This is a genomic window from Streptomyces sp. NPDC047043 (assembly GCF_040644055.1).
Taxonomy (GTDB): Bacteria; Actinomycetota; Actinomycetes; order Streptomycetales; family Streptomycetaceae; genus Streptomyces.
In genome coordinates this window covers 62,878-75,855 of record NZ_JBEYVO010000034.1, presented here as the reverse complement: position 1 = coordinate 75,855, position 12,978 = coordinate 62,878, and the positions used below count along the sequence as shown (strand labels likewise).

10 protein-coding genes are annotated in these 12,978 nt (G+C 70.8%); all 10 read right to left on the bottom strand.

Going from position 1 to position 12,978, the window contains the following annotated elements; genetic code table 11:
• Positions 1–57: 57 nt before the first annotated feature.
• The 10 genes from ABZ880_RS42040 to ABZ880_RS41995 all read right to left on the bottom strand — a co-directional run bounded on the left by ABZ880_RS42040 (position 58) and on the right by ABZ880_RS41995 (position 12,931).
• Positions 58–330 carry an acyl carrier protein gene (locus ABZ880_RS42040; protein ID WP_361274878.1) on the bottom strand — a complete coding sequence of 91 codons (273 nt, stop codon included), beginning with the start codon at positions 328–330 and terminating at the stop codon, positions 58–60.
• Positions 323–1,246 carry an FAD-dependent oxidoreductase gene (locus ABZ880_RS42035; RefSeq protein WP_361274875.1) on the bottom strand — a complete coding sequence of 308 codons (924 nt, stop codon included), beginning with the start codon at positions 1,244–1,246 and terminating at the stop codon, positions 323–325. The genes ABZ880_RS42040 and ABZ880_RS42035 overlap by 8 nt, the downstream gene beginning before the upstream one ends.
• A gap of 35 nt (positions 1,247–1,281) precedes the next feature.
• Positions 1,282–2,799 carry a lyase family protein gene (locus ABZ880_RS42030; RefSeq protein ID WP_361274873.1) on the bottom strand — a complete coding sequence of 506 codons (1,518 nt, stop codon included), beginning with the start codon at positions 2,797–2,799 and terminating at the stop codon, positions 1,282–1,284.
• Positions 2,796–3,806 carry a pyridoxal-phosphate dependent enzyme gene (locus ABZ880_RS42025; protein ID WP_361274870.1) on the bottom strand — a complete coding sequence of 337 codons (1,011 nt, stop codon included), beginning with the start codon at positions 3,804–3,806 and terminating at the stop codon, positions 2,796–2,798. Before ABZ880_RS42025 ends, ABZ880_RS42030 begins: the two co-directional genes overlap by 4 nt.
• Entirely contained in the window at positions 3,803–5,173 is a 1,371-nt protein-coding gene (locus ABZ880_RS42020) for an adenylosuccinate lyase family protein (RefSeq protein WP_361274867.1), read from the bottom strand. Before ABZ880_RS42020 ends, ABZ880_RS42025 begins: the two co-directional genes overlap by 4 nt.
• 5 nt (positions 5,174–5,178) lie before the next feature.
• Entirely contained in the window at positions 5,179–6,150 is a 972-nt protein-coding gene (locus ABZ880_RS42015; protein ID WP_361274864.1) for a hypothetical protein, read from the bottom strand.
• On the bottom strand, positions 6,140–6,895 hold the full coding sequence (locus ABZ880_RS42010) for a phosphosulfolactate synthase (protein ID WP_361274862.1): 756 nt from the start codon (positions 6,893–6,895) through the stop codon (positions 6,140–6,142). Before ABZ880_RS42010 ends, ABZ880_RS42015 begins: the two co-directional genes overlap by 11 nt.
• 71 nt (positions 6,896–6,966) lie before the next feature.
• Positions 6,967–9,195 carry an amino acid adenylation domain-containing protein gene (locus ABZ880_RS42005; RefSeq protein WP_361274859.1) on the bottom strand — a complete coding sequence of 743 codons (2,229 nt, stop codon included), beginning with the start codon at positions 9,193–9,195 and terminating at the stop codon, positions 6,967–6,969.
• Entirely contained in the window at positions 9,192–11,036 is a 1,845-nt protein-coding gene (locus ABZ880_RS42000; protein WP_361274856.1) for an ABC transporter ATP-binding protein, read from the bottom strand. Before ABZ880_RS42000 ends, ABZ880_RS42005 begins: the two co-directional genes overlap by 4 nt.
• The gene (locus ABZ880_RS41995) at positions 11,033–12,931 is read right to left on the bottom strand and encodes an ATP-binding cassette domain-containing protein (RefSeq protein ID WP_361274854.1); all 1,899 of its coding nucleotides are present in this window, start codon (positions 12,929–12,931) and stop codon (positions 11,033–11,035) included. The genes ABZ880_RS42000 and ABZ880_RS41995 overlap by 4 nt, the downstream gene beginning before the upstream one ends.
• Positions 12,932–12,978 lie beyond the last annotated feature (47 nt).

Here is a 12,978-nt window from a genome sequence, read left to right as displayed (position 1 = left end):
AGGTCAACCCTGTCACCCAATCCTGCATCAGACCCACACCGCTGCTCCAGCTGGCCATTACATGTCACGACCCGCCTCTGCGGCAATGGTCAGGACATGGGCGCGGAACTGCCGGAGCGTCGGGTTGTCGGCGACGGCCTGTACGGAGATACGGCAGCCGAGCTCGCGGCCGAGCGCCAGGACCAACTGGGCTGCAGTCAGCGAGGTACCCCCCAGTTCGTAGAAGGTGTAGTCCTCGTAGTCGCCGTCCAGTTGCAGGGTGTCGCGCCAGTGGTCGGTGACGATTCGGTGTGCGTAGGAGCCGACGCCCTGCGCCGATGAGCTACTCAAGAGCCATGTCCTCCGAAATCTTCCTGGCTGCGTTGATCCCGCTGCACGCTGCCCCGGTCCACATGAAGTACGGCGATCCCGGAGCGTTGCCAGCGCTGTAGACGAGTCGGTGCGATGTCTGTCCGAAGAGGGTTGTCCGTGGGTAGCCGTGTGCATTGAGTTCCAGTCCGAGGGACCGGGGCAGGCGTTGGTTGGGCCTGATGACGAAGTCGAGGACGACGACACCGGTGGTGATCGTCCGGCCGGCTTCCGTGGTCAGGGCTAGTTCGCCGGACGGCAGTCGCTCGGCCTTCCCTACCGTGTCGGCAAGGACCTCACACCCGTGCTCACGCAGCCGGTCGGCCAGTCTGCTCTCGGCAGCTGCGGGATCCCACACGAGCGTGGTCAGTCCCTTGGCGTACGGTCGGCACAGCAGCGAGTGCTTGAGCGCTTCCTCCCCTGCCCCGACGGACACGAAGTGCTTCCCGCTGTGTTCGTAGGTGTGGCAGTACGGGCAGTCGAAGACCGTCTTCCCCCAGACGCCGTCCGGCAGCCAGGGCGGCAGTTCGTTGACGGTACCCGCGGCGAGCAGCAGCCGACGCGCGGTGACCGGCCCCGATGCCCCCGTCTCGACCACAATGTACTCGTCGTCGTCGGAGAACCGCGCGGAGACAGCCTCGTCCCAGAGGAAGCGCACATCGTACGAGGCGGCGTCGGCCTCCATCTTGGCGTACACCTCGGCGGGAGGCATGCCATGGGCGAGGGGGACGTTGCGGACCGCTTCGGCAGGAGAATTCCGGCGGGTCGGAAGGGACAGTACGAGAATCCGCCGCTTGGAGCGGCCGAGGAGCACGGATGCGGACAGGCCGGCGGCTCCGGCCCCTACGACGACGACGTCGTAGGGCTGCGACGAAGGAATGGGCGGGGATGCGGACAAGGCAGCTCCTCGGGTAGTCGCACCACAGGTATCGGTCAGGTAGGGGGAACTCGCGCGGCGAGGGCCTTCGCCTCGGCGAGCAGCTGTTCCTCGGCGGTGTCTATCCGGGCCCGGTGGGCCGCGGACCAGTCGGCCGCCCTTCCGGCACGGTCCGCCAGCCGTACGGCGTGGGCACGGACCTGCTCAGGGGCGCTGCCGCCCCGCACCGTGCGGGTGGCCACGATCGCTCGCGGGTCGAGCGCGGCACGCAGTACGGCCTCGTCCAGGGTGAGGGGGCGGCCGAGCACCGCCTTGGCGGCCCGGTCCAGGTCCGCGGGGGTGAGCGTGGGGACCCCGTCGTCGAGGGCCCGGGCGACGGCGGCGCCGACGATCCGGTGCGCGGACCGGTAGTCGACCCGGCAGCGCAGGACCAGTTCCTCCGCCAGGTCGGCGGCGCCGGTGAAATGTGCCCCGGCCGTCGTGAGCAGGGCAGTCGTATCGACCTCCAGCGTATCCATCACCTTCGCGGCGAGCTCCACCGTGCGTCGGCCGCTGTCGACCGCCTCGGCGACCTGGCGGTAAGTGCGCAGCCAGTTGTCGGTTCGGGCCGACGGGGTGCGCGCGGTCGTCAGGAGGCCGGTGGCCGTGCCGATCAGAGCGGAAGCGTCGGCCCGGATGACCGCCAGGGCGTACGGGTTACGTTTCTGCGGCAGGAGCACCGATGCGCGGCACAGTGAGGCGTCCAGGGTGACGTATCCGAAGGCCGGGCTCGTGAAGATCTCCAGGTCCTCGGCGAACCGGTCGGCGGTGATGGCGGCCTGTATCGCGGCGAGGGCGGCATCGGTCACTCCGTCGGTCGCCCACATGATGTCGCGGGTGTGCGTCCCCCGGTCGGTGAAGGCCAGCCGGGTCGCCGTCCGCGCCACGTCGAGTGCGATCCTGGATCCGCCCACGCCGCCGACCCCGACGGGCGCATGGTCGACCAGCGCGAAGGCCTGTTCTATACGGTCCAGGTGCCGTACCGCCTCTTCCCCGAATCCGCCCAGGTAGTGACCCCAGGTCGAGGGCTGGGCCGGTTGGAGGTAGGTGTGGTCGGCCCAGAGGGTCTCGGCATGGGCGGCGGCCCGCGCCCCGGCCACGGCGACGAACCTCGTCACGGCTTCGTGCAGGGACAGCAGCCGTCCGCGCAGCGCGACACGGAAGGCGATGCGCCCGGCCTCGCGGCGTGTTCGCCCGGTGTGCAGCCAGCCGGCGGTGGTGTCCAGTCGGCGCTCCAGCTCGCGTTCCCGGCTGTTGTAGGCGTCGCCGTACACCGGGTCGTAGGGGAAGTCCTCGGCCGGTGCTTCGGTGATCCTCAGGAGTTCGGCCGACAGGATGGCGGCCGCCCGGGTCGGCACCACGTCCGCCTCGTGCAGGGCGAGCAGATGGGCGAGATCGGCCAGACCCAGACCATGGTGGAGCAGCAGAGCGTCGGCGATCTCCACGGCATATCCGGCCTCGACCAGTTCGGGTGCCGGACCGCGGGTGATTCGGGCCTGGGCGCCGAGGTATCCCTCGGGACTCGTCGTCTTCACGGTCGCCTCTCAGGGGAATCGGGCGCAGACGACGGCAACGGTGTCTGCGGGGGCCCGAAGAGTGTGGGGGCGCCGCCGGACACCAGGAAGACGACGGGACCGCGTTGCCGTCCGGCGCGGGCCCGCTCGACGAGTACCGCCATGGCCTTTGCGCCGAACACGGGGTCCAGGAAGACCCCTTCGGTGCGGGCTACGAGCCGGGCGGCTTCGCCGCCGGTCGCCGAGGGCCTGCCGTAGCCGGATCCGGTGAGGCCGTCGAGGATCTCGATGTCGTCGGCGCCGGTACCGGCCACGCCGACCAACCGCCCTGCTTCGTGGGCCAGTTCGGTGACCCTCGCCGCGCATTCGGTCACCGGACGGCTCACCGACACGCCTGTCACCCGGTAGGAGGCGCCCCACAGCCGCGCTCCCGCCACGAGGCCCGCCTGAGTGCCGCAGGAGCCGGTGGCCAGCCAGACGGACTCGGGCTTCAGCCCGGTTTCGTCGAACTGGTCGGCCAGTTCACCGCTCGCCCGCAGATAACCGATGGATCCAAGTGGTGTCGCCCCGCCGCGCGGCAGCGCATACGGCCGTCTGCCTCGTGATCGCAGCTCTCGGGTCAGTGCTTCGATGCCGGCGTCGACGGACGTGCGCTCCGTGCTCCCGGTGAAGCGGATATCGGCGCCGACCAGCTCGGCCAAGGCGTGATTGCCGACCGGTTCGGCAGACGCTCCGTAGTAGACGAGGTGGGGTTCGAGCCCGTGCTGACGCGCCGTCACCGCGGCCAGCATGGCCCAGTTCGACTGTGGGCCCGCCCCGGTCACCAGGCTGTCGCAGCCATGGCGCAGGGCATCCGCGATCAGGTACTCCAGGGCGCGGACCTTGTTTCCGCCGAGGCCGATGCCGGTGAGGTCGTCCCGCTTGAACCAGACCTCCGTGCCCAGTGCTTCGGAGAGCCCCACGGCGGGTTGCAGCGGTGTGGGGGCGTTCACCAGGCGAAGGCGGGGCGGTGCGTCGAAAGGGCTCATGCACCGACTCCGTCCGCAGCGGACGACAGGGAGGACAGCAGGCGGTCGACGAACACGCCGGCGGCCACGACGGAGCGCCCAGGATCCAGGCTCTCGTCGATGTCGTCGGGCGACAGCACGTCCCTGATCCTGGCTTCGTGCAGGAGCGCCGCCCGCAGCCCCACGCCGTCGCGGCGGCCGGCGAGTGCCGCCTCGTAGACGACTTCGTGTGCGGTGTGCTTGCCGAGACGTTCGGCGAGCGTCCGCATCACGGCCTCCGACATGAGGTAGCCGCCGCGCTCCCGTACGTTGTCGAGCATCCGCTCGGGGTGCACCTCCAGGCCGCTCAGCAGGCGCCGGGCGAGGGAGAGAGCGGACCCTGTGAGCATGCACGCCTCCGGGACGATCAGCCACTCCGTCTTCCAGGCACGGCCGTCGCGTTCATGCTCGTGGACCATGCCCTCTACGCCGAGCGCGGCGTTGGAGCGGACCACCCTGGCGAGGGTGACCAGATGCTCGGACAGCTCGGGGTTGCGTTTGTGCGGCATGGTGATGCTGCCGACCTGGCCCGGCTCCCAGGGTTCGCTGAGTTCGCCGATCTCCGGGCGCTGCAGGGTGTACACCTCCTGCCCGATCTTGGCGAGCGTCGCCGTGACCAGGGCCAACAGGTTCAGGAACTCCGCGACGCGGTCGCGGGCCGTGAGCCAGGCCATGTCCGGCACCCCGAGACCCAGCCGTTCGGCGAAACCCGCCAGGAGCCGTTCGGCGCGTTCGCCCCAGAACTCCATGGTCCCGAGCGCGCCGCCCAGTTGGACCACCTGGACACGTTCGGCGGCCTCGGCCAGACGGGTCCGGTGCCGAACCAGCTCGGAGGCCCAGACCGCCGCCTTGAACCCGAAGGTCACCGGCTGCCCCGGTTGCCCATGGGTCCGGCCGCACATCACGCTGTCCCGGTGCCTGCGGGCGAGGTCGGCACAGCTGTCGACCAGGGCGGCCAGCTCCCGGTCGGCGATCGTCATGACCCGGCGAGCGATGAGCGCGTGCCAGGTGTCGGAGAGGTCCTGGACCGTGGCGCCGTAGTAGACCCACTCTCGGGCGGAAGAGGGGAGCCGGTGCCGGAGGCAGCGGATCAGGCCCAGCGTGGAGTGGCCGGTAGCCCGGGTCTCGGCGGCGAGTTCCGGCAGATCGAGCCGCTCGGGACGGGCGTGCTCGGCAATCTGCCGCGCGGCGTCGGCCGGGATGATGCCGGCGTCCGCCTGGGCCAGCGCCAGCGCCGTGAGGATGTCCAGCCAGGCGCTGATGCGTCCCTCGTCGTCGAGCAGCTCGTGCAGCTCGGGTGTGCTCCACAGATGCCCGTAGAGCATCGAGTCGCATACGTGTGCGCTCATCGTCATCACCCTTCTGTGTTTAGTGCGGGAGCGCCGTCCGTGAGTCCGGCGAGCAGGCGCAGGGCGCTGAGCACTTCGCCGAGATGCGCCCCCCAGGGGACCACCACGGTGTTGTCCCGGTGCTCGATGCCCCGCTCCAGCAGGCAGCACTTGGTGAGCCGGAGTTCGCCGTCCTGCGGAGCCCGGCGGCGCGGGCAGATGTCCGCCCTCGGTGGCGCATCGCCGTAGAAGTGGCGATGGAACTGGGTGGACCGTTCGCAGCCGACCAGCAGCCAGTCGGGCTGCCGGGCGGGGCGGGTGTCGAGGAAGGCGACGGGGACGTTCAGGTCGATGCCGCTTCCCCGGCACGGCAGCAGGTAGGCGGGGGCGGGATGCCGTGCCACCTCCTGCTCGATGTCGATGGCTTCCAACTGGAGGTCGATCGGCGGCAGTTCCTCGTCGAAGGCGATGGCCTGCCGGGCCATGGCATACAGCTTCGGTGGTTCGGGCGGCACCACCTCGCCAACTCGGATCCGCAGCGGCTGCGGATCCCAGATGAAGTTGACGTGTTCGAACAGCCCCCGTACCACGTAGGCGCGGATGCCGGTTGCGCGGTGAGCGGCGGCCACCTCCATCAGCGCGGTCGCGTTGCCGACGTCGGTGCCGGGCGCGTCGATCCACACCGTCTCTTCGGGTCCGGCGAGTACGGCGGCCTCCGTCACCGTCTCGAACAGTCCGGTGCCTGGTTCTCTGCGCACCTGGACCAGGGCCAGGTCGTCGCCGTTGCGCAGCACGAGGTAGTCGGTGCGCCGGTACACCTCGCGGCCCGTGAGATGGGCCGTCAGCGCCTCGGTGGTCAGCGGGACGGCGGTCTCCTGTACGGACAACCCGCGGTAGGGGCGGCTGACCGTGTTCGGCGCGGGGAGGCCGAGCCGACCGGCCAGGTGTGGCGGGAGTGGCTGCGAGGCGGTCGGCAGGGTTGCGCCGTCAGACGCCATGGCGCCCCCCGGTGGTCAGCCGCTCGGCGGTGTCGGCGCGCAGTCCGAGTCGGCAGGTCTCCAGGGCCAGGACTTCCTCCAGGGACACGTTACCGAGGTTGGTGTGGCTGCCGAACCGGCTGATCAGCCAAACCTGTTGGGACTTTCTCGGGGCTTCGAAGAGGACGCGGTCCAGCGGCAGCCGGCGGGCGATCGCCTCCACGAGATCCGCGCGGACGGCGCCGCGGGGGTCGTAGAGCCCGACGGTGCCGCTCTCCCGGCCTTCGGCGATGACCAGGTCGGCACCCGAGTCGAGGTCGGCCTCCAACTCGCGCACCCAGTCGTCCGCGATGACGGGCACGTCGTCCGACTTCGCGCCGGTCTCGGCGAGCACGACGAAGTCCTGGGCCAGGGTGCGGATCAGCCGTGCCTTCTCGGTGGGTGTGAGCAGTTGCAGGCCGTTGGAGACCTCCAGGGCGTGTACGCCGGAAGCCGAGGCCCAGCGGCACAGTTCGGCGATCCTGCCCTGCGCGGCCGACACCTCCAACAGGGTGCCGCCAAGACAGAGCCGTACGTCGGCCGCCGAGCACAGTGCGATCCGTTCCCCGAGTACCGGGTCGATGTAGGCGGTGCCCCAGCCGATCTTCAGATAGTCGACCAGATGGGCCTGGGTGTCCAGGAAGGCTTCGAGCAGCGTGATGGGCGTCCCCTTGTCCAGGACGTGCGTGAGCCCCCGCTGCCGGGGCTTGGGGTCGCGCTGAGGCACGGAGAGGAAGTCCGGCAGTGCGTGTGATCGTGTTGTCGCCGTCGGCCGGGTCGCCCCATCGACAAGTGTGTTCACTGTTCCCCCTCAGGTATGTGCTGGCTCACTCCAGTGCGCAGGATGCGACTGAGCAGCGCCCGGTCGACCTTTCCGGTAGGTCCGACGGGCAGCGAGTCGGACAGGTGTACTCGGGCCGGGACCATGTACTCCGGCAACCGAGTGCGCAGACCGCGCAGCACCTCGTCGCCGCGCAGTGCCGCCCGGGTGCGTATGGCGACCGCCAGGACCGGATCCCGTGGGTTGCCGACGGTCAGCGCGACGGCCTCGTCGACGTCGGGCAGTTGCCTTGCCGCGTGCTCTATCTCGCCCAGTTCGATCCGGTAGCCGCGGACCTTGACCTGTGTGTCGACGCGGCCGAGGAACTCAACCCAGCCGGACGAGGTCCACTTCCCCCGGTCACCCGTGCGGTACATGCGGCCTGCCGGTGCGGCCAGCGCGTCCTCGCCGTGCTCCGTGGCCCAGGGGTCCGGCAGGAACCGCTTCTCGGTGAGTTCCCGGTCGTTCACGTAGCCGACGGCCACGCAGTCGCCCGCGATATACAGTTCACCGGGTTCGTCGACGGCGCACGGGGAGAGATCGTCGCGCAGCACGTAGTAGCGGGCGTTCTGCATCGGGTGTCCGTACGGGATGCTGCGCCAGCCCGGGTCGACCCGGTCGACGACGAAGTCGTTGGACCACACCGTCGCCTCGGTGGCGCCACCGAGGGCCACCAGGGTCGCCTCCGGGAATTCACGGAGCAGTGTGGACAGCGTGTCCAGTGGGATCCAGTCTCCGCTGAGGAAGACGCGGCGCAGACAGCCGCGGTGCGAGTGCGGGGTCTGCGGCACGAACATCAGGGTGCGGGTGAAGGCCGCCGGGGCTGAGTTCCACAGGGTCACCCCGTGTCCGACGAGGGCCTCGGCGACGAGGTCCGGCTCCGCCAGGTCGCGGTGCGGGAGCATCAGCAGGCTGCCGCCCGCCGCGAGCAGACCGAACACGTCGTAGACGGACAGGTCGAAACTGAAGGCCGCGGTCTGCAGGAGCACATCGCCCGAGCCGACCCCGTTGCGTCGGTTGAACCAGTCGACCAGGTTCAGCACGCTGTGATGACGTACCGCCACGCCCTTCGGCGTACCGGTGGAGCCGGAGGTGAAGACGATGTACGCCAGGTCGTCGGGCCGGGGCCGATCGGGGAGCCGACCGATCGGAAGTTCCGTGTTGTGCCAGGGGAGTTCGGCCGTCCCGCGCTCCGGCTGCACCATCGACACGGGCACCTGGGCGGGCACCCGCAGCACCACCTCGTACGCCGCTTCACGGTCGGCGGAGGCGTCCGGCTCGGGCAGCCGTACCTCGTACGCCATGCCGGGGCAATCGGCGGCGTACGAGGTCCACCAGCCGGGCGGGATGCGCAGTGGGCCGTCGGCCGACGCCCTGCCGAGGGGCTGCTGGATTCCGGTGATCAGAATCTCGGTTCCCTCAGAGAGCGCGTCGGCCAGCAGGTAGAGGATCTCCCGGAGCGCGCCCGGTGACGGCAGCTCGCGGACGGCGTCGGTGAGAACGACCGAGTGCAGGCCCTGGAAGTCCTCGTCCAGCAGGGCCCTGCGGTCGAGTCCGTCCGGCACCGGTCCGGGGCCGAGGCCGTGCCGCGCCAGCTCGTGCCACAGCCCGTTCGCCCGGGCCACCGGGCTCGGTTCGACGAGCCTGCGGATCTCAAGTGCCTTCTCGGGATATGGGGAGCCTGCCGGTGCGGCGGCGTCGATGTCGGACGACTGCTCCTTCCTCGGGGCGGCGCCGACGACGACGGTCCGCAGGCCCGACTCGGCGGCGGCCGCCTCGAACGCGGGCCGCTCGAGCCCCGCCGACACGATCAGATGGCGGATGGCCAGCGTCCTGATGATGTCGGTCATCCTCTGCACGGGCCATCGCACATCCAGCGGAACGTAGTGGCCGCCCGCCCGAACGACCGCGTGGAGGGCGACTACGGCTTCCGGCGTGTGATCCAGCAGCACGGCCACCGGAGTGCCGCGAGCCACCCCGATCCCGGACAGGCCGTGGGCCAGGTGCTCGCTGTCCAGCACGAGTTCCGAGTGGGTGAGCGAGACTCCCTCGACGGTGCGCAGTGCGGGGAGATCGGGGTTCTCGGCGGCGGCCTCGTCCAGAAGTTCCACCAGCGTCGGACCGCACGTCACGGCGCGTGCGGTGGCGTTGTGTCTCTCGACCAGCCGAGGATGGCGGGGCGGCTTCGTGGCGTTGTGCAGGATCATTCCCTCTCCATCGAAGGGCCGGACTGGGGCGCCGGGGCGCCCGTGGCACGGGCTGGGGGCAGGTCCGGCCGGTAGCCGTCGGCCTGCAAGCGGTACAGCTCGGCGTACATGCCGTCGCGGGCGAGCAGTTCGTGATGGGATCCCTGTTCGGCGATGCGGCCGTGATGCAGCACCACGATGTGGTCCGCCATCTGCACGGTCGAGAAGCGGTGGGAGACGACCAGCGAAACCGTCCCCCATCGCCGGGCCAGTTCCTTGGCCACCCGCATCTGACGCTGGTGCAGGTCGTGTTCGCTGCGTGGGTCCAGGGCAGCGGCCGGCTCGTCGAGGACGAACAGCAGGGGGTTCTGAGGCATGAACGCCCTGCTGAGCGCGACGCGCTGCCACTGGCCTCCGGAGAGTTCCACGCCGGCGAACGTCGCGCCCAGCTGTGTCTCCAGTCCGGCGGGCAGCCGGTCGACGACGTGCCGGGCATCGCCCCGCTGTACGGCTCGCTCGATCCTGGGCAGATTGTCCAGGGCGGCCGGGTCCCCGACGCCCACTGCCTCCCGGGCCAGGAAGGCGAAGCGCGCGTAGTCCTGGAAGTTCGCGGTCGTGCGGGCCCACCAGTCCTGCGCAGGGATGCCGTCCAGCGGCCGGTCGTCGACGCTGACGCCGCCGCCGGTCGGCTCGTACAGCCGGCACAGCAGCTTTACCAGGGTTGTTTTGCCCGCGCCGTGTTCGCCTACGAGCGCGACGGTCGAGCCGGCCGCGAGGTGCAGGTCGATGCCGTGCAGGACGGGGGTCGCGGCACCCGGGTGGGTGAACGTGAGGTTCTGCACGACGATGCCGTCATGCAGTCGTCGCGGCACCGGTACCGTCCCCTGCCCGTCGTCCGACGCGGCCCGACCTTCCAGATGGCGGAAGGCGTCGAGGTAGTGGACGCCCGGCAGATGCCGTTGCAGCGTGGTCACTGCGTTCTCCGTCTGTGCGCACAGGCTCGCGGCGAGCGTCACCACCAGCAGGACGTCCCCGGGCCGGGCACGCCCGGCGGTCACCGCGTCCACTGTGGCGAGCAGGGCAACCGCGTAGACGGCCGTGAACACCGTCCAGCCGAGGAGGGACAGCGTGGCCGCCGTGTATCGAGCACGCTCCTGGCGGCGCGTCAACCGGTACCAGGCCGCACCCGCCAGTTCGCGCAGCCGCGGGCCGACCCCGGTCACCTTGATCTCCACTCCCGGGCCGGGCTCGGTGAGCAGGGTGTAGAGGTGCTCTGAGAGCCGCGTGTCCGAGCCGGAGTCGCGCACACTGCGGGACACCCGCGCCTGCCCGCGCCGCTGGAGCCACAGCACGGGGACGAGGGCCGCCAGCAGGGTGGTCATGGCGGGTGCGACGGTGCCGAGGAGAGCGAGCACGACCGCCAGGCGCAGCACGGTGGCCACCACGTCCAGCAGCCGCCAGGTGTAGGTGGCGGCCAGGTCGGCGCCGCCGCGCAATACCGCCGTCCGGTCGGCGTTCTCCGCGCTCTCCAGCTCGTCCAGCCGACTGATCCGGGTGACATTGCGCAGGAACCGCTCGTCCAGGCGTACAGCGACCGTCTCGGCGAGCAGCAGGATCAGGTTGGTGCGGGCGGAGCCGCCGACGGCCGTGCACACCCAGCACAGGGCGGCGAGTACGGAGTCGCGCACGGTATCCCCGGTGTCGCCGCGCACGGCGGCTCCGATCACCGCGCGTATGGCCAGCCCGAAGCCCGCGGTGGCCGCCACGTCGATGGCCTGCATGGTGAGCAGGGACACGACGGCGCCCCGCCGTTCTCGCCAGGCCGTCGCGTAGGCCCAGCGGATCGCCGCGAGCCGGGTCATGAGGTCCGGCCTTCCATGGTGGCCGACTCCGCGAAGCGGGCGGCCTGGGCCGCGAACATCTCCGCGTAGGTGCCGCCGCGGGCGACGAGTTCGTCGTGCCGTCCCGCCTCGGTGATCCGGCCGTCGTCGAGCACCAGGATCCGGTCGGCCCGGCGGACCGTGGACAGACGGTGGGAGATCATCAGGACGCTTGCGTCCCCGGCGGTGGCGGCGACGCGGTCGAAAGCGGCCGACTCGGCACGGACATCGAGGTGGGAGGTCGGCTCGTCGAGGATGACCAGCCGGGCTCCCCGCGCCACCGCGAAGAGCGCCCGCGCAAGGGCCACCCGTTGCCACTGGCCTCCGGAGAGGTCCATGCCGCCCTGGTGGCTCTGGGACAGCGGTGTGTCCCAGCCCGCCGGCGCCTTCCCGACCAGATCCTCGATCCCGGCCCGCGCCGCGACCGACTCCAGCAGGGCGTCGTCGACGCCGTGCGCGGGTGCGCCGAGGAGTATGTTCTCGCGCAACGACAGGTCGTAGTGCACGGGCTCCTGGGAGACGATCGCCACCTGCGTCCGCCAGGCGTCAGCCCAGTCGGCCGTCAACGGCACACCATCGACCGTGATCCGGCCGGCCTCAGCCGTGTACATGCCGGTGATGAGCTTCGTCAGGGTGGTTTTCCCGGCGCCGTTGGCCCCGACCAGGGCCAGGAGCTCACCGGGGACGATCTCCAGGTTCAGCCGGTTCAGCACACGGGGGCCGGCGGGCCGGTAGCGGAACTCGACCGCTTCCAGGCGCACGTGCGGCGGCCTGCCGAGCGCGGGCCGACCGGTGGCCGTCGGCGCCTTCGCTGCCACACCCGGTGAGCTGGTCCTCGGTACTCGGGCACGGAGTTCCCGGTGCCCTGCCAGGGTGGGAAGACCCGCGAAGGCCACGTCGAAGGCTTCCACGTCCATGCCGTGGACCGCGACGACACCCCACAGTGCCCCGAGATGAACGGCGAGGGAGCCAGGAGTGATGCGCCCCGACGCGGCCGCCCCGGCCAGGGCGGCGAGGACGGCGGCCACACCGGACGCCAGCAACAGGGACGTGGCGGCAGAGCGGTGCAACAGCCCCAGCCGGACTCGGGCGAGGTCATCCGCCCGGCCGCTCGTCGTGTCCCGGAAGCGGCCGAGGATCCAGTCGGCCATCCCGAAGATCCGTACTTCCTTGGCCGCCCACGGCATCACCGCCACGTCCGCCCAGTAGTTGGACCGCCGCGCCTGGGGGGCGAGCCGCCGTACCGTGCCGTGCTGGGCCAGCCATTCCCGCCGGGTGAGGGCACGCACGAGGAGTGTCAGTGCCAGCAGCGCGAGCGCCCACACCCAGGAGAACCCGGCGGCCAGCACCAGGGTGGCGAGGCAGGCACCGGTCACCCTGTTGACCAGCACGATCTGACCCACCGTAGCGGTACCGAAGGTGTACGAGGCCCAGCCGGGCAGTCCCTTCAGCGTGGCCGCGGCGAGCCGGTCCTGCACCTCGGGGTCTTCCAGGTGTGCGATGCCCGGCGGCCTGTCCATCAGGTCGGCGATCCTGTCCCGGTGCCAAGCGTCCACCCGCTTCGACACGCTGAAACCCACGGCGGGGCCGAAGGCGTCGGCCGCCTGACCGGCCAGCAGCAGGAGGCAGCACAGGGCCACCGCCGCGCCGAGGTCCCCGCGTTCGTGCGGTGCGGAGATCAGCAGCGACACCAGCCACCCCGTCGCGAGGCCACCGAGGGTCGGCATCACAGCGCGCGCGAACTGCACCGCCCAGAGCTGGCAACACAGCGCCGGGTGCGCTGCCCATGCCGCGCCCATCAGCCAGCACCGCTGCCGTACCGCGTCTGCGCACTGGTCCGTCAAGGCGTCCGTGAAGTGCCCTGCGGTGTGCTTCACGGCACTATCCTTTCTTCCCCTGGCTGCGGATTTCCGGTGCCGTCGCC

Excerpts from the sequence above, each read along its gene's own strand:
- ABZ880_RS42025 (WP_361274870.1), bottom strand. The coding sequence starts at position 3,806 with ATGAGCCCTTTCGACGCACCGCCCCGCCTTCGCCTGGTGAACGCCCCC.
- ABZ880_RS42020 (WP_361274867.1), bottom strand. The coding sequence starts at position 5,173 with ATGAGCGCACACGTATGCGACTCGATGCTCTACGGGCATCTGTGGAGC.
- ABZ880_RS42015 (WP_361274864.1), bottom strand. The coding sequence starts at position 6,150 with ATGGCGTCTGACGGCGCAACCCTGCCGACCGCCTCGCAGCCACTCCCG.
- ABZ880_RS42005 (WP_361274859.1), bottom strand. The coding sequence starts at position 9,195 with ATGATCCTGCACAACGCCACGAAGCCGCCCCGCCATCCTCGGCTGGTC.
- ABZ880_RS42000 (WP_361274856.1), bottom strand. The coding sequence starts at position 11,036 with ATGACCCGGCTCGCGGCGATCCGCTGGGCCTACGCGACGGCCTGGCGA.